Raw genomic sequence first — 25,779 nt, 5'->3', positions numbered from 1 at the left:
TGAAGGGCCCCTTCCTCTCATCTCACGCAGCGAAGGGCGCTTTCCCCGCATCGCATGCGGGGAAAGCGCCCTTCAGCCCCGGGTGACGACCGCGCAATTAGTCGACTAATTGCGAAGTCAGGCGCCCCGGGTGAGGCGTCGGTCAGTCGTCGGCCGGTTCGGAGCCCGCCTCGGGAAGCCACGAGTTGCCCGGCACACCCCACTTGTTCGACTTGAGCATCTTCTTCGCCGCCCGCGCGTGGCGACCGACCAGCCGGTCGAGGTAGATGAAGCCGTCCAGGTGATCGGTCTCGTGCTGCAGGCAGCGCGCGAAGTAGCCGGTGCCCTCCACCTCGATCGGATTACCGTCGCCGTCGAAGCCGGTCACCTTCGCCCACGACGCGCGGCCGGTCGGGTACGACTCGCCGGGGGCGGAGAGACACCCCTCCCAGTCGTCGTCCGGATCCGGCATCGTCTCCGGGATCTCCGACGTCTCGAGCTTCGGGTTCACCACGACGCCCTTGTGGCGCGTGCCCTCGTCGTCGGGGCAGTCGTAGACGAACACCCGCAGGTCGAGGCCGATCTGGTTGGCCGCGAGGCCGACCCCTTCGGCGGCGTACATGGTCTCGAACATGTCGTCGATGAGGGTGCGCAGCTTGTCGTCGAACTCGGTGATCTCCCGAGTCGGGTTGTGCAGCACGGGCTCGCCGGCGATCACGATGGGATGGACGGTCACCCGCGCAGTTTAGTCGGACCCTTCTGGTACACCCTTACCCATGACGCGCCGACGCCGATACCGAGGCCGGGCGCTGGATCCGTGGTCTAATGGCGCCGCGGAATGACAAGCCTGTGGTTTCACGCCCGCCGAGCACTGACCTGATTGCGAGGAGTCGGATGGACGCCGCGGAGTCGATGGCCGAGCCCGACCAGCCGTCCCCGTCGGAGACCGTGAACGGCCTCAGCGAGCGCGAGCTCGACATGCTCGCTTTCGAACGTCAGTGGTGGAAGTACGCCGGCGCGAAGGAACAGGCCATCCGCGAACGCTTCTCGATGTCGTCGACTCGCTACTACCAATTGCTGAACCGGCTGCTCGAGAAGACCGAAGCCATGCAGGCCGATCCGATGCTGGTGAAGCGCCTGCGAAAGACGCGAGCGGCCCGGCAGCGCAACCGCGCGGCCCGGCGACTGGGGATCGATCTCTCATGAGTCTGTTTTCGGGCCTGTCCCGGCCGATGAAGGCCGCCGGACTGGCCTTGGTCGGTGTCGCCGTGATCGCCGCCGTGATCGGCGGGATCACCCTGGCCACCGGGGGCGGCGATTCGGACACCGCCACCCCGCCGGGGACCACGCCGACGACCTCGGACGGCGGCGTCTCGCCGTCGTCCCCCGCGCCGGGTTCGCCGCCGGCCAGCACGCCGCCCGCCTCGTCGGCACCGCCGTCGAGCCCGCCCGCGAGTTCGGCGCCGCCGGGACAGCCGGGACAGACCGGTCAGCCGGGGCCTGGGCAGCCAGGGCCGGGTCAGCCCGGCGGTGACCAGCAGGCCTCCCACAAGTGGGTGACCGTGCGCGTCTACAACAACAGCACGATCCAGGGGCTGGGCGAGCAGGCCGCGAAGGACTTCCGCGCCTCCGGCTGGAACGTCACCGACGTCCACGGCTACCAGGGCAAGCTTCCCTCGACGGCGGCCTACTACCGGCCGGGCACCGACGAGGAAGCGGCCGCGAAGGCGTTGGCACTGGAATTCGGTTTCCAAGCCCTGCCGAGGTTCGCGGAGATCCAGAACGCGGCCCCCGGTGTGATCGTCATCGTCACCAAGGACTACAAGGTCAACGACAAAACCGGCTCCTAGCAGTACGCGAAGGCCCCCTTCACCGCGTCAGGCGCGGTGAAGGGGGCCTTCACGTACTTACGCCTGGGCTTGCGCGTAGGCCTCCAAGGCCGCGAGCTGGGCCGGGTCGAGCGAGGGACGCACAGCCTCGGCCGCCTTCGCCAGATGCCCGGCGGTGACCTCCTTGGCCTCCAGGGACTCCCGCATCGCGGTCAGCGCGGCCTCCCGGATCAGTGCCGCGCAGTCCGCCGCCGAGTAACCGTCCAAAGTGGCCGCATACGCCGCGAGGTCCACATCGGACGCCAGTGGCGTGTTCTTGGCGCTGGCGGCCAGGATCGCCTCACGCGCGTGCGCGTCCGGCGGCGGGACGTAGACGCGGCGCTCCAGCCGTCCCGGTCGCAGGAGGGCGGGGTCGACCAGTTCCGGCCGGTTCGTCGCGCCGAGGACGACGACCTCGCGCATCGGCTCGACACCGTCCAATTCGGTCAGCAGGGCGGCGACGACGCGGTCCGACACGCCGGAGTCCGAGGACTGGCCGCGGCGCGGGGCGAGCGCGTCGATCTCGTCGAGGAAGATCAGCGACGGCGCGGCCTCGGCGGCGCGGCGGAAGAGTTCCCGCACCGCGCGCTCGGACTCGCCGACCCATTTGTCCATCAGTTCGGCGCCCTTGACCGCGAAGACGTTCAGCGCGCCGGTGCCGGCGAGCGCGCGGACCAGGAACGTCTTGCCGCCGCCGGGCGGCCCGTACAGGAGCACGCCGCGCGGCGGGTCGACGCCGAGGCGCGCGAACGAGTCCGGGTAGCGCAGCGGCCACAGCACCGCTTCGGTGAGCGACTGCTTGACGGCGGTCATGTTGCCGACGTCGTCGAGGGTGAGCCCGCCGGTGGCGAGAGTGTCCGAAGTGGACATCGAGATCGGGCGGACGGTGGTCAGCGCGTCGAGCAGATCCTGCTGGGAGATCCGGGGTTCGTCCGCGTCACGCTGCCGCAGCGCGGCCCGGAGGGCGGCGTCACGGCGGAGCGCGATGAGGTCGGCGGCCACGAAACCGGGGGTGCGCTCGGCGATCGGGCCGACGTCGACCCCGGACTCCAGCGGGGCGTCGCGCAACAGGACACGCAGGAGTTCCGTGCGGGTCTTGGCGTCCGGCAGCGGGAGGCCGAGTTCGCGGTCGAGCAGATCGGCGGCGCGCAGCCGCGGATCGGTGGACTCGGCCCGTCCCGTACTGGCGATGACGGCAAAACCCTTGTTGCGCAAGGCTTTGCGCAGTTCGTCAAGGACGACCGTGGCGAGCGGCGGCGGCTGGGACGCGGGCAGCAGCGCGTCGATGTCGGTGATCAGCAGGACGGTGGGCTCTTCGTCGCGGGTGGCCTGCTCGATCGCCGAACGCAGCCGCGCGGCGGCGACATTCGGTTCGAGGACGGCGATGTTCGGCGCCGCGAGCGACACCACGCGGACCTTTTCGGCCTGCGCCACGGCGCGGACCAGGGTCGCCTTGCCGACGCCTTCCGGACCGGACAGCAGAACCCCGAGATGCGCCGACGTCCCCAGTTTGGCCAGCAGTTCGGGGCGGTGGAACGCCAGGTCGAACCACTCGGCGAGCTTGCGCGCGGCCGATTCGGAGCCGGCGAGATCGGACAAGGGAGGCACGGACTCCTCGGCCTCTTCGTCGATCTGCTCGTCTTCGACGATCTCGGCGTCGATGAAATCCTCGTGCGGGGTGGCAGGCGTGCTGCGCACCAGCGTCGTCCCGGCACGGGCCGGTGCCGCGGCGGGCTCGGCCTCACCGGTGCGGGCGCCGTCACGCCAGCTGACCACAGTGGACGGTCCGACGGCGACCGGGCCCGACGGCTCGGTCGCGGTGACGGTGAGCAGCTCGTTCGTCCACGTCATGCCGATGGCGCGGGAAAGCTGGCCGCGGACCGCGGAGACGTCGGAGCCCGGCGCGGGCGCGAGATCCTGCGGGAGCAGGGAAACCGCGTCGCCGACGGTCAGCACCTTGCCGATCAGGGCGAGCCGCAGGGTGTGCGGGGAGAGCGACACGCTGGCGATCCGCGAGCCCGCCACGGTGACCGTTTTCGCGGCCGACACCTCGGCAGGCGCGACGACCACCTCCGACCCCTCGGTCACGCCGAGGTTCGACATCGTGACGTCGTCGAGGAGGATCACGCCGGGAAGGCCCCCGGCGTCCGCCGGGGCGGCCAGCGCCGAGCTGACCCGCGCCCCGGTGACGCGGACGGCGTCCCAGGCCATCAGGCCGAGCGCGTCGAGGACTTCGGGATGCAGCCGGACGACGCCGCGGCGGGAATCCAGGGCGGACGGGGTGTGCCGGACGGTCAGCGTGATCTGGGGTGCGCTCACCCCGCCACCCTATCCACAGGCCTCACCCATTGTGGACAACTCTCACCTCGGAGCCCCGGTTTCCCAGTTCCGGTCGGAGAGCACCGATACGCTGGGCGCGGGGCCGTCCCCCAGGGACGGGCGGGGGGCTGGGAGTGGCGCGCGATCAGCGTTTCCGCAGGCCGATCCGCCGCCAAGAGCGGCGCCGCGGACCGCGGCCGTTTTCCCGGTCCTTCTCGGTGCTGAGGGTGCGCGGGGCGCGCGCGACGTGCTGTTCGCCCCGCTGCAGCCGGACACGCTGGGCGGCACCGGCCACCACCCGCCGCAGGGGCGGGCGCAGGCCGAGACGGCGACGGCTCGTGCTCCGCCGGATCGCCCGCCGTTCCCTCGGCCGGGCCATCCACGCTTCCGGATGCTTGGCGAGCCAGCGGTACCGGTACACCGAGTACGGGATGTGCGCCAGGTACAGGATCAGCGCGATCGCCAGCGCCACCAGCGGGAACTGGATGATCGCGGCGGCCAGCAGGCCCACCCCGACCAGCAGCGGCGCGATGGCCTTCGGCGGCGCCTTCACCGTCTTCAGCGAAAGCGTCGGGATCCGGCTGATCAGCAGCGCGGCCACGGCGATCGTCCACACCCACACCATGTACTGGTGCGACCACCAGCCCTTCCCGAACTGCAGCTCCAGGATCAGCGGCAGCATCGCCAGCAGACCACCGGCGGGCGCGGGCACACCGACGAAGAACTCACCCGCGTACGGCGGCTGCTCGGTGTCCTCGATCAGCGTGTTGAACCGCGCCAGCCGCAGGATCATGCAGACGGCGAAGATCAGCGACGCGACCCAGCCGATCCGCTCGCCCTCGGCGTGCCAGACGTACAGCACCAGCGCGGGCGCGACACCGAACGAGATGCCGTCGGACAGCGAGTCGAGCTCCTGCCCCATTTTCGACGTCGCGTCCAGCAGCCGCGCGATCCGGCCGTCCAGGCTGTCGAGTACCGCGGCGATCCCGACCGAGGCGATCGCCATCGGATAGTTGTCGATCAGCGCGAACTGCACCGACGACAGACCGGCGCACAGAGCGAGCACCGTGATGGCGTTCGGCAGCAGCCGGACGCCGGGAGTGGTCACGCGGACCATGGATCAGCCTTCCGGGTGCGGCGCCGTGGGCAGCTCGGCGATCGGGGTCTCGCCGCCGATCGTGCGCTGGCCCTTCGAGACGAGGACCTTGCTGCCCGGCGGCAGGTACAGGTCGACTCGCGAGCCGAAGCGGATGATGCCGTACGTCGAACCGACGCCGACCTTGTCACCCTCGCGGATCTCACAGAGGATGCGCCGGGCCACCAGCCCCGCGATCTGCACCACGACGAGCTCGTGGCCGTCTTCGGTGCGCATGAGCACGGAGTTGCGCTCGTTGTCGTCGCTCGCCTTGTCCAGGTCCGCGGACAGGAACTTCCCCGGCCGGTAGGCGACCCGCTCGATCACCCCGGACGCCGGGATCCGCTGGACGTGCACGTCGAACACCGACAGGAACACGCTCACCCGCATCCGCGGTTCGGCGGGCAGCCCCAGCTCGGGCGGCGGCACGGCCTCTTCGATCAGCGAAACCAGACCGTCCGCCGACGCCACCGCGAGGCCCTGCTGGGCGGGCGGGACGCGCTTCGGCTCACGGAAGAACGCGGCCGTGGCGGCCGTCGCGAGCGCGCCGACGACGCCAAGGCGCTTGGAGAACCTCCGCAGCACCAGCGTCGCGGCGAGACCGCCGAACACGAACGGCCTGCCGGCCGGGTGCATCGGCGGAACGGTCTCGCGGGCCAGCTTCACGGCGTGCGTGAGTGGGTTTCCAGTGGCTTCCGGCCGGTTGCCGCTCATTGGTCGGGTTCACCGCAGTTCGTGTCGGAGGTGTGGGGTCTTGGAAGAGCCACCACGCTACCGCCCTGTCCGGGACCGGTCCGTGGCCTCCCCCGGAAGGGTTTCCCCGGGCTGGGTGGGAGGGGCCACATCCCGGTAACAGATGGTCGAAATACGCGATAACTCTAGGTAATTGCTGCCGATCGCCGACCTTGAGGACCCGCGAATGCCCGCCAGCCCGGACCCCGCAGGCGAGCGACTCGCCGAGTTGTTCCGAGCCTGGAAGAGGGACATTTCGGCGGCGCCGATGCCACCACTCGTCGACCCCGTCCGCGCCGCCTCGATCATCGCCGAGGCGCGGGCGTCCGGGTGCATATGCCCCCCGACGGCACATGCACCCGGACGCGGGCGCTGGAACTGAGCGAAAGTCCCACTTTAGTTCGCTGGGCGCCGGTGATCACCGGTCGCGAGAAAACCGTTACCAACGGTTACTCCATCGGTCACCGCTGATAGGGCGGGCGCGGATCGCGCCGTCCGGAGCCCCGTACCAGCCGCAGCAGGGCGAGCAGCACGATCGAGCCCAGGATGGCGACGCCGAAACTGGGGAAGTCGAACTCGAAACTCCGCTCGGTACCCGTCGCGAGCCGGTAGACGAAACCGCCGAGGGCCGCGCCGAGTACGCCGATCAGGATGCTGAACAGGCAACCGCCCCGGCGGTCCGGGCCACCCACCACGACGTTGGCCAGCCAGCCGGCGATGGCGCCGAACACGATCCACGAGAAGAAACCCATGCCTCCGAGGTTACCGACCCGGATGGAGTAGCGCACAAGGATACTTGTGCAAGAGTTCTTGTGCAACTACTGTTGTGCGTTATGGCCGACCGTGAAGTCCGTGAAGTCCACGATTCGAAGGTGCTCGCCGCGATGTCCCATCCGCTGCGGCGCCGCCTGCTCGACGTCCTCCGCGTCGACGGCCCGTGTACCGCGTCCGTGCTCGCCGAGCGGACCGGGCAGGCGGTCGGGAACGTCAGTCACCATCTCAAGGTGCTGGCGGCCAGCGAGCTGGTGGAGGAAGCGCCCGAACTCGCCCGCGACCGGCGCGAGCGCTGGTGGCGGAAGGTCGGGTACGCGGTTTCCTGGTCTCCGTCGGACTTCCCGGACGACCCGGTCGCGGCCGCCGCCGAGTCCCTCGCGCTCGAACGCCAGGTTTCGATGGCGCGGCAATGGTTCGCCGAACGCGACAGCTATCCCGAAGAGTGGCATCGGGCGGCTTTCGCCACCGACAGCTGGGCGAAGATGTCGGTCGCCGAGCTGGCCGAACTCGAGCAGAAGGTCCACGAGCTGATCAAGTCCTACAGCGACCGCGCGCTCCCCGACGACGGCCAGGAGCGCCGCCCCGTCTTCATCTCCACCCGCGCCGTCCCGGCCCGCCCGTGACCACCCGCGAACGCGGCGGCTTGCTGCGCTCCCGGGACTTCCGCCTGCTGTGGACCGGCGAGACGACCAGCGTCCTCGGCAGTTCCATCGCCGTCGTCGCGCTCCCGCTCGTCGCCGTGGTCACCTTGCAGGCGAGCACCTTCGCGGTCGGCCTGCTGACCGCGGTCGCCTGGCTGCCGTGGCTGCTGATCGGCCTGCCCGCCGGCGCCTGGGTCGACAGACGGCCGAAACGCCCGGTCATGCTGATCTGCAACACCCTCTCCATGCTCGTGTTCCTGAGCGTCCCGGTCGCCGCTTGGTTCGGGCTGCTCACGATGACCCAGCTGATCGTCGTCGCCTTGGCGGGCGGCGTCGCGAAGGTGTTCTTCAACGTCGCGTACCGCGCGTACCTGCCTTCGCTGGTCGACAAGGAACAACTTCAGGAAGCCAACGAGAAGCTGCAGGGCAGTGAATCCGCCGCGCAGATCGGCGGACCCGGGCTGGCCGGTCTGCTGGCGCAGGGTTTCGGGGCGGTCAGCGGGGTGCTCGCCGACGCCGTCAGCTTCGGGATCTCCGTGCTGTGCCTGCGATCCATCCGCCACCGCGAGCCCGAACGCCCGGCGAAGACGCGTTCACGGCTGCGGGACGAGATCCGCGATGGCCTCGATTTCGTCGTCCACGACCCTTACCTGCGGGTTCTGGCGGTCTTCGGCGCGATCTCGAACGTCGCGCTCATGGGCTACCAGGCGATCGAGGTCGTGTTCCTCGTCCGCGATCTCGGCGTCGGGGCGGGGACCGCGGGACTCGTGCTCGCCCTCACCGGCGCGGGCGGGATCTTCGGCGCCGCGCTGTCGGGCAAATTCGCCGCGCGGGTCGGCACCGCGCGTGCCTTCATCCTCTGTGAGGGCTCCGGAGCGCTGATGATGTTGCTGGGACCACTCGCCCAAGGCGGCTGGGGACTCGCGTTCTTCGTCGTCGCCGGGTTCTCGCTCAGCGCCGGGGTCGTCGGCTCGAACGTCCTCAACGCCACGTTCAAACAGCGGTACGTCCCGGCGGCGATGTTCGGCAGGGTCACCGCGAGCATGTCCGTGCTCAGCCTCGGCGCGATCGCGCTGGGCGGACTGCTCGGCGGGATCCTCGGCGAGACCGCCGGGGTGCGGCAGACGCTGGGCCTGATGGCCGGGCTGGAGGTCGTCGCCGTCTTCGCCCTGCTGTTCACGCCGATCGGCCGGTGCCGCGACTTCCCGGCGGGTCGCGTTTAGCCCGCTAAAGGCGACCTGGGGCGTCAGAGCAGGAGGACGTCGACTTCGTCGCCTTTCGCCGCCGAGTCGACGTCCTCCGGCAGCACGATCAGGCAGTTCGCCTGCGTGAACGACGCCAGCAGATGCGATCCCGGCCCGCCGCGCGGTCCGACTACCCCGGTGACCTCGCCTTCGGAATGTGTGTAGAAGCCCCGCCGGAACTGACGCCGTCCGGCGGGGGACGTCATCGACTCGGTCAGCCGGGCCCGCACCTTCTGCCGGTCGACCCCGGAATGCCCCATCGCCGCGAGCAACGCCGGCCGCAGGAACGCTTCGAAGGAGACGAGCACGCTCACCGGATTGCCCGGCAGCGTCACCACCGGCACGCCGTTCCACCGCCCGCAGCCCTGCGGCCCGCCCGGCTGCATCGCGACCTTCCGGAATTCCACGCCCTGCCCGGTCAGCGCGTCCTTCACCACTTCGTACGCGCCCGCGCTGACCCCGCCCGACGTCACCAGCAGATCCACGTCCGCCAGCCGGGGCTCGATCGCCGCGCGGAACTCGTCGACGTCGTCGACGACACTGCGCACGACTTCGGCCTCGCAGCCGAGCGCCCGGATCGCGGACGCCAGCATGATGCTGTTCGACTCGTAGATCTGCCCGTGCCGCAAGGGATTCGGCGCGTCGACGAGTTCGGTCCCCGTCGACACGACGAGCACCTTCAGCGGCCGCCGCACGGGAACCTCGGCGAGCCCGACGGCCGCGGCGAGCCCCAGGTGCGCCGGTCCCAGCACGGTTCCGGCCGAAAGCGCCACCGTGCCCTCGACGACGTCCTCGCCGAGACGGCGGATATGCGCGCCCGGGACGGCTGTCCTGAAAATCCGGACGTCCGTCACACCGGCGTCCGTGTGCTCCACCATCACCACCGCGTCGGCGCCGGGCGGCAGCGGGGCGCCGGTCATGATCCGGTGCGCCGTCCCCGGCTCCAGCCTCCCGATGTCGACGCGGCCCGCGGGGATGTCGTCGGCGACCGGCAGCGTCACCGGCGCTTCCGCGACGTCTTCGGCACGGACGGCGTAACCGTCCATCGCGGAGTTGTCGAACGGTGGCAGCGAGACCCCCGCGAGCACGTCCTCGGCCAGGACGAGCCCGGCGGCGGAGGCGAGCGGAAGGCGGATGACGGGGGCGTTTCCGAGCAGGCCGGTGACGGTCTCACGGTGGGCGTCGACGGAGATCACCGGACCATCCTCCCCGGTCGGGGGCCGCATGCAAGACTCTGCGCGTCACAACGACCACCGGGGAGACACAGACATGCAGGTTCAGATCCGTCACCAGCCGTCGTTCGCGGTGGCCAGGCTCATGCTCGCACCGGGTGAACCGGCGCAGGTCGAGTCCGGCGCGATGATGGCGACGAGTTATGGCGTGCAGGTCCAGTCCCAGGCGCAGGGCGGCATCATGAAGGGCCTCGGCCGCGCCTTCCTCTCCGGCGAGTCGTTCTTCATCTCCACCTACACCGCCCCGCAGAACGGCGGCTGGGTCGACGTCGCCGCGAACCTCCCCGGCGACATGCAGATCATCAACCTCGACGGCCGCACCGGCTGGTGCGTCACGCGCGGTTCGTGGCTCGCGTCGTCCCACGGCGTGCAGACCGAGACCAAATGGGGCGGGCTCAAGAACCTCGTCGGCGGCGAGGGCGGCTTCCTGACGCACGCGACCGGACAGGGCCCGCTGGTCGTGGCCTGCTACGGCGCGCTGGAGACGGTGACCCTGCAGCAGGGCGAGGTGATCACCATCGACACCGGGCACGTCGTCGCGTTCGCCGACACCGTGCAGTACCAGATCCGGAAGGTCGCCACCGGCGTCATCCAGTCGATGAAGAGCGGCGAAGGCCTCGTGTTCGACTTCGCCGGGCCTGGCCAGCTGCTCACCCAGACCCGCAACCCGTCGGCGCTGTCCGCCTGGGTGATCGCCCAGGTCCCCGCGCGCTGAGCCATGCGGGTCCAGACCAGGCACACCCCGAACTTCGGGGTCGCGCGCGTGCTGCTGTCCCCCGGCGAGGCCGTCCAGGCCGCCGGGGACACCATGCTGGCGAGCAGTTTCGGGATCACCGAAACCGTTCCCGCGCGGGGTGGTTCCCGGGCGAACAAGACCGCGCCGTCGGTGTTCAACGCACCGGAGGGCGGCGGCTGGATCGACTTCGCGCCGCTGACCGCCGGCGACGTCTACCCGCTGGAGTTCACCGGCGGGGCGGGCTGGTGCGTGAGCCGCGAGGCGATCCTCGCCCGCCCGGCGACCATCCGGGCCGACCCGGGCTGGGCGCCGCTGCAGAAGCTCTTCGGGGCGGACGCCGGTTTCCTGGAGCACTACAGCGGAAGCGGCCCGCTCGTGCTGGCGGCGCAGGGCCCGGTCGACGCCTTCGAACTCACCGCGGGCGAGCTGGTCACCGTCCGGCCGGACTTCCTGCTGGCCTATCCGGACACCGTGCAGTGCCGTCTCCGCGCGGTGGACCAGTCCGGCCCGCAGTCGGTCCGCACCGGCGAAGGGCTCGCGCTGGACTTCGCAGGACCAGGACGCGTCCTTGTGCAAGCGCGCAATAGGCGGCTTTCTCGCGGGTGACCTTGGGACGAATTGAGCATTGCCGAAGCCGGTAATTCGGGTAGCGTGAACTGCACTCGAAACCGCCGTCCGGGGCAGAGAAGGCCGGCGGGTCCCGTGCTGAGGGAGGGCGCCGTGGCAGTCGGCACCGTCAAGTGGTTCAACTCGGAAAAGGGCTACGGATTCATCGAATCCACCGAAGGGCCCGACGTCTTCGTCCACTACTCGGCCATTCAGGCCGATGGATTCCGGACGCTCGACGAGGGTGATCGCGTGGAATTCGAAGTCCAGTCCGGGCGTGACGGGCGGAGTCAAGCGGCGGACGTGCGCAAGGTCTCCTGATCGGAGGAGACCTTGGTTCGGGCGAACCCCCGGCGGCCTCCGGAACTGGCGCGTTAGGCTGCGCTGCGTGACAGGCGATGAGTCGGGGGACCTGACCGGTCGCCGGCTGGGCAACTACCGCATCGACGGGGTGCTCGGCAAGGGCGGCATGAGCGTGACCTACAAGGCCACGGACGTGCGGCTCGGACGCAAGGTGGCACTGAAGGTCATCGGTGATCACCTCGGGGCCGACGCCGAGTTCCGCGAACGCTTCGTCGACGAAGCGCGGAACACGTCCGCGATCGACCATGCCAACGTCGTGCCCTTGTACGACTTCGGCGAGCTCGAAGGCATGCTCTACATCGCCATGCGGATGGTCGACGGCGGGGACCTCGCCGGGCTGATCTCCGGCGGCCCGATCGCGCCCGTGCGCTCGCTGACCATGCTCGACCAGGTCGCCGACGCGCTCGACACCCTGCACAACCGGGGTCTCGTGCATCTCGATGTCAAACCGGCGAACGTCCTGGTCACCAGCAAGGAGACCTCGCGCGAGCACGTCTATGTCGCCGACTTCGGCCTGACCCGCCGCGGCGCCACCGGCCACCGGACCCGCGGCGGCGACTTCCTCGGCTCGCCGACCTACGCCGCTCCCGAGCACCTGCGCGGCGAGCCGCTCGACGGCCGCACGGACCAGTACGCGCTCACCTGCGTCCTCTACGCCTGCCTGACCGGCAGCCCGCCCTTCAAGGGCGACGTGCAGACGGTCATCAAGGGCCATCTGAACGGCGAACCCCCGGCCATCTCCCGGATCGTCGGCCTGCCGGCCGCGATCGACGAGGTCATCCGGAAGGGAATGGCGAAGAATCCCGCCGATCGCTATCCGAACTGTGTTGAGATGATCGCGGCCGCCAGGCGCGCCCTGGGTCCGCTCGCGAGCTCGAACGAGCCTCCGGGTCCGCCCGGACAGGCGGCGGCCGCGACCGTCCAGCAGGCGGTACCGCACCAGGCACGGCAGAACACGCCGCCACAGGGAGAGGGGGGCCCCGTGCACCCGTACGGAGGACAGCAGCCGGGCTACAGCCAGCAGGGACCGGGGCCACAGGGTCCGCCGCCCGGCTACGGCCCGCCGCCCCAGCAGGGTGGTTACCCGCAGCAGGGCGGGTTCCAGCAGGGTCCGCCGCCCGGCTACGGCCCGCCGCAGCACCAGGGCGGGTTCCAGCAGCAGGGTGGCTTCCAGCAGGGTCCGCCCCCGGGTTACGGCCCGCCGCCGCAGCAGCAGGGCGGTTTCCAGCCCAAGAAGAAGAGCGGCGGCGCCAAGTGGATCTGGATCATCGTCGGCGTCCTCGTGGTCGCCGGCGCGATCGTCGCCGCGATCTTCGTCTTCAGTGACTCGGGGTCCGGCAACGGTCCGCAGACCACCGCGCCGAACATCCCGGTCGGCCCCGGCGGCTCGCAGTCGCAGTCCCCGCAGTCGTCGTTGAAGGCTCCGCCGACGTCGATCTCCATCAAGCCGAGCAGCTGACACCACCACGCTGACCTGCGGTTCTTGCACTCTCCCCCGGAGAGTGCTAAACACGGCATTGGCACTCGACGCCGTCGAGTGCCAGGTGAGCGGTCACCGATCGCTCGCCTGAAGGTCGGGACGGTGAGGCCGCACCCTTCACGGGGTGGGTCGTCCGTCGCGGGCACCGAGCCTGGCCGAGGACGTGTCCTGCCGCCGCGCTGAGTAGGCGTGCGGCGGCGCCCAATACCGGAGGACCACACCGAAATGGCCAAACTGATCGCGTTCGACGAGGACGCCCGCCGCGGTCTAGAGCGCGGCTTGAACACCCTCGCCGAAGCCGTCAAGGTGACCCTCGGCCCGCGGGGCCGGAACGTCGTGCTCGAAAAGAAGTGGGGCGCGCCGACGATCACCAACGACGGTGTCTCCATCGCCAAGGAGATCGAGCTCGAGGACCCGTGGGAGAAGATCGGGGCCGAGCTCGTCAAGGAAGTTGCCAAGAAGACCGACGACGTCGCGGGTGACGGCACCACCACCGCCACCGTGCTCGCCCAGGCTCTCGTCCGCGAGGGTCTGCGCAACGTCGCCGCCGGGGCCGACCCCATCAGCCTGAAGCGTGGCATCGAGGCGGCCGTCGAGGCCATCACCGAGCAGCTGCACAAGATGGCCGTCCAGATCGAGACCAAGGAGCAGATCGCTGCCACCGCCTCGATCTCGGCCGCTGACCGCACCATCGGCGAGCTGATCGCCGAGGCGCTGGACAAGGTCGGCAAGGAAGGCGTCGTCACCGTCGAGGAGAGCAACACCTTCGGGCTCGAGCTCGAGCTCACCGAGGGTATGCGCTTCGACAAGGGCTACATCTCCGGTTACTTCGTGACCGACCCGGAGCGTCAGGAAGCCGAACTCGAGGACCCGTACATCCTCCTCTTCGGTTCCAAGATCTCCACCGTCAAGGACGTGCTGCCGCTGCTGGAGAAGGTCATCCAGTCCGGCAAGCCGCTGCTGATCATCGCCGAGGACGTCGAGGGCGAGGCTCTGGCCACCCTGATCGTCAACAAGATGCGTGGCACCTTCAAGTCCGTCGCCGTCAAGGCCCCGGGCTTCGGTGACCGCCGCAAGGCGATCCTGCAGGACATCGCGATCCTGACCGGTGGCCAGGTCATCTCCGAGGACGTCGGCCTCAAGCTGGAGAACGCGGACCTTTCCCTGCTGGGCAAGGCGCGCAAGGCCGTCATCACCAAGGACGAGACCACCATCGTCGAGGGTGCGGGCGACGCCGACCAGATCCAGGGTCGCGTCAACCAGATCCGCGCCGAGATCGACAACTCGGACTCGGACTACGACCGCGAGAAGCTCCAGGAGCGGCTGGCGAAGCTGGCCGGCGGCGTGGCCGTCATCAAGGCCGGTGCCGCCACCGAGGTCGAGCTGAAGGAGCGCAAGCACCGCATCGAGGACGCGGTGCGCAACGCCAAGGCCGCCGTCGAAGAGGGCATCGTCGCCGGTGGTGGCGTCGCTCTCATCCAGGCCGCCGAGGCCGCCTTCGCCGGTCTGAAGCTCGAGGGCGACGAGGCCACTGGTGCCAACATCGTCAAGGTCGCCGTCGAGGCGCCGCTCAAGCAGATCGCGATCAACGCCGGCCTCGAAGGCGGCGTCGTGGCGGAGAAGGTCAAGTCCCTCCCGCAGGGTCACGGCCTCAACGCCGCCACCGGTGTCTACGAGGACCTGCTCGCCGCCGGCGTGCCGGACCCCACGAAGGTCACCCGCTCCGCGCTGCAGAACGCCGCTTCCATCGCGGCGCTGTTCCTGACCACCGAAGCCGTCGTGGCGGACAAGCCGGAGAAGGCCTCGGCCGCTCCCGCCGACCCGTCCGGTGGCATGGGCGGCATGGACTTCTGAGTTCGAGCCTGTAGTACCACCGGAAAGCCCGGACGCGCCTCGCGCGTCCGGGCTTTTCTCATGCCGTGACCGGCGCGGATCCAAGCGCTGGCGGCGCGATAGCAAAGGTCCCTTGCTCCCCGCGTACGGCGAAAGGCCCGGACATCCCCATGTCCGGGCCTTACGCCACCCCCTACCCCTCACCCCCTGGATCGCGTTTAGCCCGCTAAACGCGATCCGTGCGGACGCCGCGTCCCCTGCGCGCGGCGTCCGTCTCCGTTCAGGACTCGCCCGGTTGCTCCGGGGTCAGGACCCACGCGGCGACGTAGACCGGGATCGCGAACCCGGCGGTGAAGAAGACGCTCGCCACGAGGGCGATGCGCAGGATCGCGGCGTCGACGCCGAGGTAGGCGGCCCAGCCGCCGGCGACGCCCGCGAGCATCTTGTCGGTCCGGCTGCGGAAGAGCTTCTTGGTGGACTGAGGGGTGTACACGCTGTTCGTCATGACTCGATATTCGCCCGGGACCGCCCCTCCGCACATCGGGGAACGGCCCCGAGCCGACCCTGGAATCCGACCCCTCAGGGATGGGTGCGCGGCTGCCCCGGAGTGTGGAAAATGCGGTGATGACGATCAAGGCGAAGGTGCTCACGTTCGGGGTCGCGGTGCTGACCGTGCTGGGAATCGGCTCGGCCAGTGCCGCGCCCGAGGGGTACGGCGCGCAGAGCAGACTCGACGTCGTTCAGTCCCGCGGCGAGATCCGCGTGTGCTCCACGGGCGACTATCGCCCGTTCACCTACCGCGACGCGGCCGGCGCGTGGAGCGGGATCGACATCGACCTCGCGGGCGATCTCGCCCGGCGGCTCGGCGTCCGCCTGCGACTGGTTCAGACCACCTGGAAGGCGATCGCCGACGACGTCGGGCGGAAATGCGATCTCGCGATGGGCGGGGTTTCGGTGACCTTGGACCGCGCCAAGAAGGGTTTTTACACCGATCCCTATCTGCGTGACGGCAAGACGCCGATCACCTTGTGCGAGAACGAAAAACGGTTCCAGACGCTGGAACAGATCGACCAGCCGGGCGTCCGGGCGATCGTGAATCCGGGCGGTACCAACGAACAGTTCGCCGACGCCAATCTCAAGCGGGCGACCATCGTGCGGCATCCGGACAACAACACGATCTTCGCCGAGATCATGGCGGGCCGCGCCGACCTGATGATCACCGACGCGACCGAAACCCGTTGGCAGGCAAAGCAGAATCCGCGACTGTGCGCGGTGCATCCCGACGAGCCGTTCACCTTCTCGGAGAAGGCGTACCTTCTGCCGCGCGACATCGTGTTCAAGGAGTGGGCCGACCAATGGCTGCGCCTGGTGCTGAACGACGGCACGTACGCGCGGATCGCCAAGCCGTGGCTCGGCTGAAATCGGTTTGAACCACTTTCGTTATCCGACCGTATCTCCAGATGTGGGTGAGGAGGAACCAGACCGGAGGAACACGGATGATGAAGAGCGCCGGGAAACACCGCAAGCGCGCGACGGTCGGCCTCGCGTCCGTACTCGGGGTGGCCGCCATCGCCGCGACGATGTTCGCGGTGAGCACCCCGGACGGGCAGGCCGCGGAAAACTGTCAGGGACTCGACACCGCCCTCCGGAACAACCTGAACTTCATCGCCGGACAGCAGTCGAACCCGGACGCGCTCTCCGGCGCGCGGATCGCGAACCGGCAGGCCGTCGTCGACCTCATCCAGCAGCGCCGTCAGACCGCGGGCTGTACCGAGAACGTGCGGGCCGACGGTGGGAAACAGGAACAGAACCAGGCCGCCGACGAGGCCGAGGAGGCCGCCGAGCAGGCCGCCGGGATGGACGACGCCATGGCGGGGGAGGACGAGATGGCCGTGGATACAGGGGGCGGTGAGGTCGTCTGCCCGGGCTCCACGGTGACGCTGTCCGGCGAGGGCGGCGCGCCCGCCGCGTCCAGCAGCGAGTTCCCGGCGGGCACCAAACTGAAGGTGACGAACCTGGACAACGCGAAGTCCACGACGGTCGAGGTCACCGGCGTTTCCGGGAGTTGCGCGCTGCTGAACAACGCGGCCTTCGAACAGGTCCGTGAACCGGGGAAGTTCCTGATCCGCCGGGCCACCATCGAGCGGGTCGGCTGAAACACCCGCACCGGAACGGGGAAGACGCGGACGGATCCGGTGCGGCGGCGACACGAGTCCTCCTGGCACCCCTCGGCCGGGAGGGCTCGTGGTCGTTTGTATCTCACTTGTACGCCCTTTCGGGACGCTTCTCACGAAACGCCGAGAAAGGACATCCGATGAGATTCAGACGAGTGGTCACCGCGGCCGCCACCGCGCTGCTGGGCATGGCCGGGCTGGCGATCACCGCGACGTCGGCCGAAGCCGCCGTCGGTCCGCGTCCCAACTTCCAGCTTCCGTTCCCCTGCAACCAGGTGTGGAACGGCGACAACGACAACAGCAGTGCGCACCGGGCCTACGAAATCGACTTCAACCGCGGTGGTTCCGCGGACGCGGACCTTGGCGACCCCGTCGTCGCCGCGGCCGCGGGCAAGGTGGTCACCTCGGCGCACCAGGGTTCTGCGAACGGCTTCGGCAACCTGGTCAAGATCGACCACGGTGGGGGGTGGTCGACCTACTACGCGCATCTGAAGGTGCGCTCGGTCGCGGTCGGCGCGCAGGTCGCGCAGGGGCAGAAGATCGGCGAGGTCGGCAACACCTCCAAGCCCGGCAACAACATCAGCCCCCACCTGCACTACGAAGTCCGCACCAACGACGCGTCGTGGCCGGACAACATCAAGCCCGCGTACTTCAACGGGGTGAAGTTCGGCTACCCCAACGCCAACGTGACCTCGAAGAACACCTGCAGCGGCAGCGGGAACCCCAACCCGTATGACGCCGTCGAGGTGTGCGGCGACGGCTACTCGGTGATCGACTCGCAGGCGCTCGGCAGCGCCGCGACCACGTACCTGCTGTACAACGGCACGACCAAGAACAACTGTGTCACCACCATCAAGGCGACCTCCGTCGGCAGCGGCAGCGCGGTTTCGGCCTTCCTCGAAGTGGAGGGTTCGGCCAGGAAGACCGACTCCGGCAGCTTCGAGTACTACGCCGGTCCGGTGAGCGCGGCCGCCGGTGCCAAATGCGTCAGGTGGGGCGGCTCGGCGGGTTCCGTCAGCTACGAATCCCCGCTGGAGCACTGCGGCTGATCTTGCGGAGAACGCCATGAAAGGTCCTTTCCTTGCGAAATTTGCAAGGAAAGGACCTTTCATGGCGTCTGGAGGTGGGCGCGGACCCGGGTGAAGCGGTCCAGCCAGGCCGCGCGGACCTCCGGGGCGGCGGCGTGCACGCCGAACAGATCCGGTTCCGGCGCCTGGAGCGGCACCGGCAGTCGACCGTCCACAGGGGACAGTGAACTGCCGCAGACATCCCCGGTCAGCAACGACATCGTGCCCAGCCCGCAGGCGAAGTCCAAAGTGGGCAGTGCGCCCGCGAGGGCCAGCCCGGCGGCGAGGCCGACACTCGTCTCGACGGCGGAGGACACCACGCACGGCAGACCGCAGGCCTCGGCGACCTCCAGCGCGCGCCGGACCCCGCCCAGCGGCGCGACCTTCAGCACCGCCACGTCGGCCGCCCCCGCCACGGCCACCTTGAGCGGGTCTTCGGCCCGGCGGATGGATTCGTCGGCGGCGATCCGCACGCCGACCCGGCGCCGGACGGCGGCCAGTTCCTCGATCGACGGGCACGGCTGCTCGACGTATTCCAGGCCGCCCGCCGCGCGGTTCAGCTCGCGGATGGCCTTGATCGCGGTGTCCACGTCCCAGGCCGTGTTCGCGTCGACGCGAATCGCGCCTGACGGGCCCAGCGCGGCTCGCACCGCCTCCACCCGGGCGCAGTCCTCGGCGAGGCTCACCCGCGGGTCGGCGACCTTCACCTTCGCCGTGCGACAGCCCGAGGCCGACACGAGGTCGTACGCCGTCTTGGCCGACACCACCGGGACGGTCGCGTTCACCTCGACGCTGTCCCGCACCGGCGACGGCCACCCGTATTCGCTCGCCTCCAGCGCGGACGCCAGCCACGGCGCGCTTTCGGCGTCCGAGTAGTCGGAGAACGGGCAGAACTCGCCCCAGCCGGCCGCACCGTGGATCAGCAGTCCTTCACGGACCGTGATCCCGCGGAAGCGGGTGCGCAGGGGGATCGCGTAGACGTCCATCGACGCCGATCATGCCACCGCACCCGGCGCGTGCCGTTTCGCCCGATCCCGGCCAGAATGAGCGGCGTGGCGCTCGACTTTCGCGTGCTGGGGCCCACCGAGGTCACGGCGGACGGGTTGCCGGTGCCCCTGGGCGGCAGCAGGCCGCTCATCGTGCTGGCCGGCCTTTTGCTGCGCGCGAACAGTGTGGTGCCGGTCGAGGAGCTGGGCCGCTGGCTGTGGCCGGACGACCGGCGGCGGTCCAAGGGCGCCCTGCAGACCTACATCCTGCGGGTCCGCCGCGCGCTCGGCGACGAGGTCACCATCCGCACCGAACGCGGCGGCTACCTGCTCGAACTCGACGAGAACCTGCTCGACCTCGCCCGGTTCCGAGCCTTGGCCGCGGCGGGGGCCGAGGCCGCCAGGGGCGGCGACCCGCGGCTGGCCGCGGACAGGTTCGCGGCCGCGTTGTCCGAATGGCGCGGCCCGGCCCTCCAGAACGTCCATTCCGAAGCGCTGCTTCGGGACGAAGCCGACCAGCTGGGCGAGGAGCGCCTTCGCGTCCGCGAGCAGTGGGCGGACGCGCTCCTCTCCCTCGGCGACCACGCCACCGTCGTTCCCGAGCTGACCAGGTTGTGCCGCGAAAACCCGCTGCGGGAACGCCTGCACGAACAGCTGATGATCGCGCTGTACCGCTCCGGCAGGCAGGCCGAGGCCCTGAACGTCTACCGCCGGATCGGCGCGGTGCTGGCCGAGGAGCTCGGCCTGGACCCCGGCGCGTCGCTGCAGCGCGCGCACCAGGCGATCTTGACCGGCGAGGACTCCGCCGAGACCACATTGGACTCCGAGCTGACGCGGTACCGGCTCGGCGCCGAACCGCTGATCCCACGCCAGCTCCCGACTGATCTCCGGGTCTTCTCGGGGCGCCAGCGCGACCTCAAGGCACTGCACGAACTCGTCCCGGAGGCGCTGGACACCGGGAGATCCACGCCCATCGCGTCGATCGAGGGAATGGGCGGCATCGGCAAGACGACGCTCGCCGTCCATTTCGCGCACGAGGTCGGCGAGCAGTTCCACGGCGGGCAGGTGTACCTCAACCTGCGCGGATACGGTCCCGGCGATCCGGTGGAGCCCGCCACCGCGCTCGAAACCATGCTCGCGTCCGTCGGCGTCCCGGCCGACCGGATCCCGGCGGACGTCGACGGCCGCGCGGCGACCTGGCGCACCTACAGCGCCGGCCGCCGGATGCTGATCCTGCTGGACAACGCCGCGAGTACCGAGCAGATCCGGCCGTTGCTGCCCGGGCCGGGCTGTCTGGTGCTGGTGACCAGCCGCTGGCAGTTGCAGGCGCTCGTGGCGACCCACGGCGCGCGCCGCGTCGCGCTGGAGGAGCTGCCGGACGAGGACGCGATCGCCCTCGTCGCCTCGACGATCGGGCCGGAGCGGGTGGCCGAGGATCCCGACGCCACCGAGCGGTTCGTCCGGTACTGCGGCGGGCTGCCGCTGGCGATCCGAATCCTCGCGGTGCGGGCCGCGCAGTTCCCGGACCTCAGCGTGCGGGACTTCGTCCGGCTGCTGGAGACCGAACAGGACAGGCTGGGTTCGTTCGACCTCGCCGACGGCGACGAAACGAACATCCGCGCCGTCTTCTCGTACTCGTACCGGGCCCTCGACGAGCGTGCCGCGCGGATGCTGCGCCTGCTCGGCCTGCCGACCGGCGGCGACTTCAGCGTTCCCACGGCCGCGGCGGTGGCCGGGGTCGACTTCGCGGAAGCGCATACGGATCTTTCGAAGCTGGCCTCGGCGCATCTGATCGCGCGATCCCGCCCCGGCCGGTACCAGTTCCATGACCTGATCCGCGCGTACGCGGCGGAACTCTCGGCGAAGGTGGACGGGCCCGGCGTCCGGGCGGAGGTCCTGGACAGATGGCTGCACGCTTCGCTGGCTTCGGCGCTGAACGCGTCGCGGCTGCTGCGCCCGGAGCGGCACTACCGGCTCATCGAGCCCGAACGGTTCGCGGGCGCGGGGCTGAGATTCGGCCACTACGACCAGGCGCTGGACTGGTTCGACGAGGAGTGCGGCAACCTCATCGCGGCCGTGAACGTCGCGTACCGCGAACAACGGCACCAGGAGTGCTGGCAGCTCGCCTGGCTGCTCCAGTCGTTCTTCATCGTGCGGGCACGGCTGGAGGACTGGCGTTCGGTGTTCGACGTCGCCCTGCGCGCCGCCCGGGACGCGGGGGACCGGCCCGGTGAGGCCGCGATGCTGAGCGGGCTCGGCGTCGCCTGCGGGGTGGCACGCCAGTACGAGGACAGCGTCGCCTACCTGAAACAGGTGGTCGAACTGCAGCGGCTGGTCGGCGATCGCGAGGGTGAGGCACGCGGTCTGTACAACCTCACGCTGGCCAGCCGGAACGCCGAAGGCGGCCGGATCGCGTGGGAGTACGGGACCCAGGCCCTGCGGTTCATCCGGGAGCACAACGTCGGCTCCGGGATGGAGGCCGACGCGCTGCAGGCGCTCGGCGACATCTGCGCCGGCGACGGGCGGTACGGGCAGGCACTCGACCTCGCCGACCAGGCCCTGGCCCTGCGGGCGCACGCCTTGCCCGACGAAGCCCGGTTCACCTTCCACACCAAGGGCATCGCGCTCGTCGGGCTCGGCCGCAACGACGAGGGCGTCGCCTGCATGCGGCGAGCCGTGGAGATGTTCTTCGCCCACGGCGAGCTGTACGAGGCGGCCGACGTGCTGGCCCAGCTCGGTGCGATCCATCTGCGGCTCGGTGATCCCTCGTCGGCGCGGGAGTGCTGGCTGCGGTCGGTGCGGGTGTTGACCGAGCTTTCGCATCCGGACGCCGAGGACGTCCGGACGAAGCTGGCCGCACTCGTCGGCGGCGAGGTCAGGCACTGAGGTGAGGCACGGGCGCCCGGCGTGCCGACCCCCAGTCGCAGCACGCGAGTACGCCCGTGACCTCATGCGTCACTTAACAGGACACCGCTCACTGCGCGCTGACTGTGCAGCGTGCGCGGCTCACGCCAGGAGTTTCGCGAGGGTGATCGCGTTCTTCGGGGCCTCGACCTTGACGTCGTTGTCGAAGTAGACGTACGTGTCGCGATCCCAGCCTTTGATCTTGCGGGCCCATCGTTCGAGGGCCTTGTCGCTGTATCCGCTGACGTACAGCTCCTCGTCACCGTGCAGGCGGACGTAGGCGAATTCGTCGCTCGTCATCTCGTCGACGAACGGGAACTTCCCGGCGGTGTCGGCCACCACGAGCGCGATGCCGTGCTCGCGGAACAGCTCCAGGCTTTCGGGCTCGGCGAAACTCGGATGCCGTACTTCGACGGCGTGCCGAAGCTTCCGGCGCGGCTTCGGATCGGTGTGCGCCTCGCCCTTGAGTTTGTCGTCGTGCTCCTTCGCGAGCTTCGCGGCGGCGTGGCTGGTGCGCGGCAACAGTTTGAAAAACGCCTCGACCCGCTCGGCGTCGAACGCCAGCCGCGGCGGCAGCTGCCAGAGGAACGGCCCCAGTTTCCGGCCGAGCGCCAGCACTCCGGAGGCGAAGAAGTTCGCCAGCGGCGTCTCGACGTCGCGCAGCTGCTTCATATGCGTGATGAAGCGGCCGCCCTTCACGGCGAAGACGAAGTCGTCCGGGGTCTGCTCGGCCCACGCGCGGTACCGCTCGGGGCGCTGCAGCGAGTAGAACGAGCCGTTGATCTCGGCCGAGTTCATCTGGCCGGAGAGGTACTCCAGCTCGCGCCGCTGCACCAGGCCGCGGGGGTAGAAGTCCCCGCGCCAGGGTGGGTAGCGCCAGCCCGAAGTGCCGATCCTGATCTCGGCGACGTCGATCACCGCCTTTCCGCGCTGCTCTGATTCCCCCTCTCCGTCCGGCGCAAACGCCCGCTCAGGCCGTGTTTCTCAAAGCGCGCGTCCTCACCCGACCAGCCAACCTCAGTTCGAGAGACACGCTCTAGGCCCACGAGAACCGCCAACGGCGGGTTTGGACGAGACTGGCGGCGAACTCGCGCAGATTGCCCGGCTGACCGGCGAATTCGGGCAGGCAGAACGAGCGATGCTCGGCGGCGACCGTGAGCGCGCGGCCCTGGGTGCGCGGCGGCGCGGCCACCGACAGCTCCATCGAGTCGAAGCCCAGCACCGTGAGTGTCGCGCCGAAGCGGTCTTCCCAGCTGCGCAGGACCGCGGACAGCTCGTGGACCTGGTCGGTCGCCTTGATCATGCCTGTCCAGCCCAGGATCGCCGGGATGTCGGCCGGCCGCTCTGTCTGCACCAGCGCGAGCCGGTGCGGTCCGCGCGCGGCCAGGATCGACCCGGTGTTGCCCGCCTCGGCCAGCGGATCCGCGCGGCGCGAGGGGCGGCGCGCGAGGCCGGGGAACCTCGCGCCGAACGGGCGCAGGCAGGCGCCGTCGCAGCACGACGTGTCCCACCAGCGGGCCAGCACCTCGGCCGGATCCACCGAGGAGATCCGGTGGTCGGCGGGGGCGAGCCTGCCGCGGTCGTCGATCCAGTCCTCGCCGTTGGCCGCGAAGCGCTGGTCGTGCGGGATCAGCACCGGCCACAAGCCGGACCGGTCGAACTCGGCGACGCAGCCGGTGTAGCGCTCCGGCCTGGTCAAAGGCAGGTCCGAGACCCAGATCCGGCCGTGCCATCGGCCGGGCGGCAGGGTCTGGACGGGCGGCGTGCCTGGGCGGAACGGTGCGATCGTCATCGGCTTCCCCTCGAACTGGTGTTCGGTCAACTCTACCCGAACACTAGTTCGAAGCACCGACAGTTTTCGATACCCCGTTCGCGGGACCCCGCCCCTCCGGCTCGCGTTTAGCCCGCTAAACGCGAGCCACCCGGACCGCCCTCCGCATTTCGTCCTCTGGATGAGTTGGCCGCCCGCGCGGGGATCGCGTTCAGCCCGCTAAAGGCGACGTGTCACAGGGGGCGCAGCAGGTCGTCAGCGTCCACGATCCGGTACGCGTAGCCCTGTTCGGCCAGGAAGCGTTGCCGGTGTGCCGCGTACTCCGTGTCGACGGTGTCCCGCGAGACCACCGAGTAGAAATGCGCCTGTCGTCCGTCGCCCTTCGGCCGCAGCAGCCGTCCGAGCCGCTGCGCCTCCTCCTGCCGCGAACCGAACGTCCCGGAGATCTGGATCGCCACCGAGGCCTCCGGCAGGTCGATCGAGAAGTTGGCGACCTTCGACACGACCAGCGTCCTGATCTCGCCGCGCCGGAACGCGTCGAACAGTTCCTCGCGTTCCTTGTTCCGCGTCGCGCCCTGGATCACCGGCGCGTCGAGTTCGTCGCCGATCATCTCCAGCTGGTCGAGGTAGGCCCCGATGACCAGGGTCGGCTCGCCGGGATGCCGGTCGACCAGCGTTTTGATCACCTTGGTCTTGGTGTCCGCCGTCGCCGCCAGTTTGTACCGCTCCTCGGCCTCGGCCGTCGCGTACGCGAGCCTCTCGGCGTCGGTCAGGGTCACCCGCACCTCGGTGCATTCCGCCGGTGCGATCCAGCCCTGCGCCTCGATGTCGCGCCAGGGGACGTCGTACCGCTTCGGTCCGATCAGGGAGAACACGTCGCCCTCGCGCCCGTCCTCGCGCACCAGGGTCGCGGTCAGGCCCAGCCGCCGCCGCGACTGCAGGTCCGCGGTCATCCGGAAGACCGGCGCGGGCAGCAGGTGGACCTCGTCGTAGACCACCAGGCCCCAGTCGCGCGAGTCGAACAGGTCCAGATGCTTGTACTCGCCCTTGGTCTTGCGCGTGACCACCTGGTACGTCGCGATGGTGACCGGCCGGATCTCCTTCTTCTCACCGGAGTACTCGCCGATCTCCTCCTCGGTCAGCGAGGTCCGCGCGACCAGTTCCCGCTTCCACTGCCGTCCGGCGACGGTGTTCGTCACGAGGATCAGCGTCGTCGCCTTCGCGTGCGCCATCGCCGCCGCGCCGACCAGCGTCTTGCCCGCGCCACAGGGCAGCACCACGACGCCGGACCCGCCCGCCCAGAACGCCTCGGCGGCCTTGCGCTGGTAGTCGCGCAGCTCCCAGTCGACCTCGGCGAGTTCGATCGGGTGCGCTTCGCCGTCGACGTACCCGGCGAGGTCCTCGGCGGGCCAGCCGACCTTCAGCAGCGCCTGCTTGAGCCGTCCGCGTTCGGACGGATGCACGATGACGGTGTCCTCGTCGATCCGCGCGCCCAGCATCGGGCTGATCTTCTTGTGCCGGAGGATCTCCTCCAGCACCGCGCGATCGATGGTCGACATCACCAGGCCGTGCGCCGGATGGTTGGCGATCTGCAGCCGCCCGAACCGGCCCATCGTGTCCACGATGTCGATGAGCAGCGGCTGGGGGACGGGGAACCGCGAGTACGTCGTCAGCGCGTCGACGACCTGTTCGGCGTCGTGGCCGGCCGCACGGGCGTTCCACAACGCCAGCGGCGTGATCCGGTAGGTGTGGACGTGCTCGGGCGCGCGTTCCAGTTCGGCGAACGGCGCGATGGCGATCCGCGCGTCGTCGGCCTGGCTGTTGTCGACCTCGAGGAGCACGGTCTTGTCGGACTGGACGATCAGCGGGCCATCGGTCACCTCCCCTTTATACGTTCCGGCCACACCGGCTCCCGTCGCGGCACCGCTGGTGGAA

At 69.9% G+C, this 25,779-nt stretch carries 24 protein-coding genes; 13 read left to right on the top strand and 11 right to left on the bottom strand.

Annotated features, from left to right (window positions below; translation table 11 throughout):
• Nucleotides 1-142: 142 nt before the first annotated feature.
• Nucleotides 143-715: a peptide deformylase gene (locus L324_RS33310; RefSeq protein WP_037318105.1), complete on the bottom strand. Its 573-nt coding sequence runs from the start codon at nt 713-715 to the stop codon at nt 143-145.
• A gap of 158 nt (nt 716-873) precedes the next feature.
• Here L324_RS33310 and L324_RS33305 point away from each other — a divergent pair, with 158 nt between their 5' ends.
• Both L324_RS33305 and L324_RS33300 read left to right on the top strand, forming a co-directional pair.
• Complete coding sequence (locus L324_RS33305) at nt 874-1,185, top strand: DUF3263 domain-containing protein (RefSeq protein ID WP_005160574.1); 312 nt, start codon at nt 874-876, stop codon at nt 1,183-1,185.
• Nucleotides 1,182-1,829 (top strand): LytR C-terminal domain-containing protein, encoded by a 648-nt coding sequence (locus tag L324_RS33300; protein WP_152547072.1) that lies wholly within the window; start codon nt 1,182-1,184, stop codon nt 1,827-1,829. Before L324_RS33305 ends, L324_RS33300 begins: the two co-directional genes overlap by 4 nt.
• A 57-nt stretch (nt 1,830-1,886) precedes the next feature.
• Here L324_RS33300 and L324_RS33295 read toward each other — a convergent pair whose 3' ends face one another.
• The 4 genes from L324_RS33295 to L324_RS33280 all read right to left on the bottom strand — a co-directional run bounded on the left by L324_RS33295 (nt 1,887) and on the right by L324_RS33280 (nt 6,785).
• Nucleotides 1,887-4,166: an AAA family ATPase gene (locus L324_RS33295; protein ID WP_037318103.1), complete on the bottom strand. Its 2,280-nt coding sequence runs from the start codon at nt 4,164-4,166 to the stop codon at nt 1,887-1,889.
• A gap of 145 nt (nt 4,167-4,311) precedes the next feature.
• Nucleotides 4,312-5,283: a CDP-diacylglycerol--serine O-phosphatidyltransferase gene (gene pssA / locus L324_RS33290; RefSeq protein ID WP_037318101.1), complete on the bottom strand. Its 972-nt coding sequence runs from the start codon at nt 5,281-5,283 to the stop codon at nt 4,312-4,314.
• Between the two features lie 3 nt (nt 5,284-5,286).
• Complete coding sequence (locus L324_RS33285; RefSeq protein ID WP_037318099.1) at nt 5,287-6,015, bottom strand: phosphatidylserine decarboxylase; 729 nt, start codon at nt 6,013-6,015, stop codon at nt 5,287-5,289.
• 479 nt (nt 6,016-6,494) lie between these two features.
• A complete protein-coding gene (locus L324_RS33280; protein WP_037318864.1) occupies nt 6,495-6,785 on the bottom strand; it encodes a GlsB/YeaQ/YmgE family stress response membrane protein in 291 nt (96 codons plus the stop codon).
• Between the two features lie 81 nt (nt 6,786-6,866).
• Here L324_RS33280 and L324_RS33275 point away from each other — a divergent pair, with 81 nt between their 5' ends.
• Both L324_RS33275 and L324_RS33270 read left to right on the top strand, forming a co-directional pair.
• Nucleotides 6,867-7,430, top strand: a complete 564-nt coding sequence (locus L324_RS33275) for an ArsR/SmtB family transcription factor (protein ID WP_037318097.1) — start codon at nt 6,867-6,869, stop codon at nt 7,428-7,430.
• Nucleotides 7,427-8,671, top strand: coding sequence for an MFS transporter (locus L324_RS33270; protein ID WP_037318095.1), 1,245 nt, complete (start codon nt 7,427-7,429; stop codon nt 8,669-8,671). The genes L324_RS33275 and L324_RS33270 overlap by 4 nt, the downstream gene beginning before the upstream one ends.
• 23 nt (nt 8,672-8,694) lie before the next feature.
• Here the strand turns inward: L324_RS33270 and moeA are convergent, their stop codons facing one another.
• Nucleotides 8,695-9,888, bottom strand: coding sequence for a molybdopterin molybdotransferase MoeA (gene moeA, locus L324_RS33265; RefSeq protein WP_037318093.1), 1,194 nt, complete (start codon nt 9,886-9,888; stop codon nt 8,695-8,697).
• Between the two features lie 73 nt (nt 9,889-9,961).
• Between moeA and L324_RS33260 the strand changes: the two genes are divergently transcribed.
• The 5 genes from L324_RS33260 (at nt 9,962) to groL (ending at nt 14,963) form a co-directional block, all read left to right on the top strand.
• A complete protein-coding gene (locus L324_RS33260; protein WP_007033418.1) occupies nt 9,962-10,639 on the top strand; it encodes a TIGR00266 family protein in 678 nt (225 codons plus the stop codon).
• A gap of 3 nt (nt 10,640-10,642) precedes the next feature.
• On the top strand, nt 10,643-11,266 hold the full coding sequence (locus L324_RS33255) for an AIM24 family protein (RefSeq protein WP_037318090.1): 624 nt from the start codon (nt 10,643-10,645) through the stop codon (nt 11,264-11,266).
• Between the two features lie 114 nt (nt 11,267-11,380).
• A complete protein-coding gene (locus tag L324_RS33250) occupies nt 11,381-11,587 on the top strand; it encodes a cold-shock protein (protein ID WP_005164266.1) in 207 nt (68 codons plus the stop codon).
• 67 nt (nt 11,588-11,654) lie between these two features.
• Nucleotides 11,655-13,088 carry a serine/threonine-protein kinase gene (locus tag L324_RS33245; RefSeq protein ID WP_037318088.1) on the top strand — a complete coding sequence of 478 codons (1,434 nt, stop codon included), beginning with the start codon at nt 11,655-11,657 and terminating at the stop codon, nt 13,086-13,088.
• Between the two features lie 246 nt (nt 13,089-13,334).
• Nucleotides 13,335-14,963, top strand: a complete 1,629-nt coding sequence (gene groL, locus L324_RS33240) for a chaperonin GroEL (RefSeq protein ID WP_037318086.1) — start codon at nt 13,335-13,337, stop codon at nt 14,961-14,963.
• A 259-nt stretch (nt 14,964-15,222) separates the two neighbouring features.
• Here groL and L324_RS33235 read toward each other — a convergent pair whose 3' ends face one another.
• Nucleotides 15,223-15,447, bottom strand: a complete 225-nt coding sequence (locus L324_RS33235) for a PspC domain-containing protein (RefSeq protein ID WP_037318084.1) — start codon at nt 15,445-15,447, stop codon at nt 15,223-15,225.
• A 119-nt stretch (nt 15,448-15,566) separates the two neighbouring features.
• Here L324_RS33235 and L324_RS33230 point away from each other — a divergent pair, with 119 nt between their 5' ends.
• The 3 genes from L324_RS33230 to L324_RS33220 all read left to right on the top strand — a co-directional run bounded on the left by L324_RS33230 (nt 15,567) and on the right by L324_RS33220 (nt 18,165).
• The gene (locus L324_RS33230) at nt 15,567-16,361 is read left to right on the top strand and encodes a transporter substrate-binding domain-containing protein (protein WP_037318082.1); all 795 of its coding nucleotides are present in this window, start codon (nt 15,567-15,569) and stop codon (nt 16,359-16,361) included.
• 77 nt (nt 16,362-16,438) lie between these two features.
• Nucleotides 16,439-17,098, top strand: coding sequence for an SCO2207 family protein (locus tag L324_RS33225; RefSeq protein ID WP_037318080.1), 660 nt, complete (start codon nt 16,439-16,441; stop codon nt 17,096-17,098).
• 158 nt (nt 17,099-17,256) lie between these two features.
• Entirely contained in the window at nt 17,257-18,165 is a 909-nt protein-coding gene (locus tag L324_RS33220; RefSeq protein WP_051174229.1) for a M23 family metallopeptidase, read from the top strand.
• Nucleotides 18,166-18,224: 59 nt separating this feature from the next.
• Here the strand turns inward: L324_RS33220 and L324_RS33215 are convergent, their stop codons facing one another.
• Nucleotides 18,225-19,169 (bottom strand): o-succinylbenzoate synthase, encoded by a 945-nt coding sequence (locus L324_RS33215; RefSeq protein ID WP_037318076.1) that lies wholly within the window; start codon nt 19,167-19,169, stop codon nt 18,225-18,227.
• Between the two features lie 66 nt (nt 19,170-19,235).
• Between L324_RS33215 and L324_RS33210 the strand changes: the two genes are divergently transcribed.
• A complete protein-coding gene (locus L324_RS33210; RefSeq protein ID WP_438938471.1) occupies nt 19,236-22,055 on the top strand; it encodes an AfsR/SARP family transcriptional regulator in 2,820 nt (939 codons plus the stop codon).
• 120 nt (nt 22,056-22,175) lie between these two features.
• Here the strand turns inward: L324_RS33210 and L324_RS33205 are convergent, their stop codons facing one another.
• The 3 genes from L324_RS33205 to L324_RS33195 form a co-directional block, all read right to left on the bottom strand.
• A complete protein-coding gene (locus L324_RS33205; protein WP_152547071.1) occupies nt 22,176-22,991 on the bottom strand; it encodes a DUF72 domain-containing protein in 816 nt (271 codons plus the stop codon).
• A gap of 118 nt (nt 22,992-23,109) precedes the next feature.
• Complete coding sequence (locus L324_RS33200) at nt 23,110-23,865, bottom strand: DUF4253 domain-containing protein (RefSeq protein WP_037318860.1); 756 nt, start codon at nt 23,863-23,865, stop codon at nt 23,110-23,112.
• Nucleotides 23,866-24,077: 212 nt separating this feature from the next.
• Complete coding sequence (locus L324_RS33195) at nt 24,078-25,724, bottom strand: DNA repair helicase XPB (RefSeq protein ID WP_037318072.1); 1,647 nt, start codon at nt 25,722-25,724, stop codon at nt 24,078-24,080.
• Nucleotides 25,725-25,779: the final 55 nt, after the last annotated feature.

The sequence above is a fragment of the Amycolatopsis orientalis DSM 40040 = KCTC 9412 genome, assembly GCF_000478275.1.
Classification (GTDB): domain Bacteria; phylum Actinomycetota; class Actinomycetes; order Mycobacteriales; family Pseudonocardiaceae; genus Amycolatopsis; species Amycolatopsis orientalis.
Note: the sequence above shows the minus strand (reverse complement) of the source record. Positions and strands in the feature narration are given on the sequence as shown.

Coding starts and splice junctions, on each gene's coding strand:
- L324_RS33305 (WP_005160574.1), top strand. CDS start 874: ATGGACGCCGCGGAGTCGATGGCCGAGCCCGACCAGCCGTCCCCGTCG.
- L324_RS33300 (WP_152547072.1), top strand. CDS start 1,182: ATGAGTCTGTTTTCGGGCCTGTCCCGGCCGATGAAGGCCGCCGGACTG.
- pssA (WP_037318101.1), bottom strand. CDS start 5,283: ATGGTCCGCGTGACCACTCCCGGCGTCCGGCTGCTGCCGAACGCCATC.
- L324_RS33285 (WP_037318099.1), bottom strand. CDS start 6,015: ATGAGCGGCAACCGGCCGGAAGCCACTGGAAACCCACTCACGCACGCC.
- L324_RS33280 (WP_037318864.1), bottom strand. CDS start 6,785: ATGGGTTTCTTCTCGTGGATCGTGTTCGGCGCCATCGCCGGCTGGCTG.
- L324_RS33275 (WP_037318097.1), top strand. CDS start 6,867: ATGGCCGACCGTGAAGTCCGTGAAGTCCACGATTCGAAGGTGCTCGCC.
- L324_RS33260 (WP_007033418.1), top strand. CDS start 9,962: ATGCAGGTTCAGATCCGTCACCAGCCGTCGTTCGCGGTGGCCAGGCTC.
- L324_RS33255 (WP_037318090.1), top strand. CDS start 10,643: ATGCGGGTCCAGACCAGGCACACCCCGAACTTCGGGGTCGCGCGCGTG.
- groL (WP_037318086.1), top strand. CDS start 13,335: ATGGCCAAACTGATCGCGTTCGACGAGGACGCCCGCCGCGGTCTAGAG.
- L324_RS33235 (WP_037318084.1), bottom strand. CDS start 15,447: ATGACGAACAGCGTGTACACCCCTCAGTCCACCAAGAAGCTCTTCCGC.
- L324_RS33230 (WP_037318082.1), top strand. CDS start 15,567: ATGACGATCAAGGCGAAGGTGCTCACGTTCGGGGTCGCGGTGCTGACC.
- L324_RS33225 (WP_037318080.1), top strand. CDS start 16,439: ATGATGAAGAGCGCCGGGAAACACCGCAAGCGCGCGACGGTCGGCCTC.
- L324_RS33220 (WP_051174229.1), top strand. CDS start 17,257: ATGAGATTCAGACGAGTGGTCACCGCGGCCGCCACCGCGCTGCTGGGC.
- L324_RS33215 (WP_037318076.1), bottom strand. CDS start 19,169: ATGGACGTCTACGCGATCCCCCTGCGCACCCGCTTCCGCGGGATCACG.
- L324_RS33200 (WP_037318860.1), bottom strand. CDS start 23,865: ATGACGATCGCACCGTTCCGCCCAGGCACGCCGCCCGTCCAGACCCTG.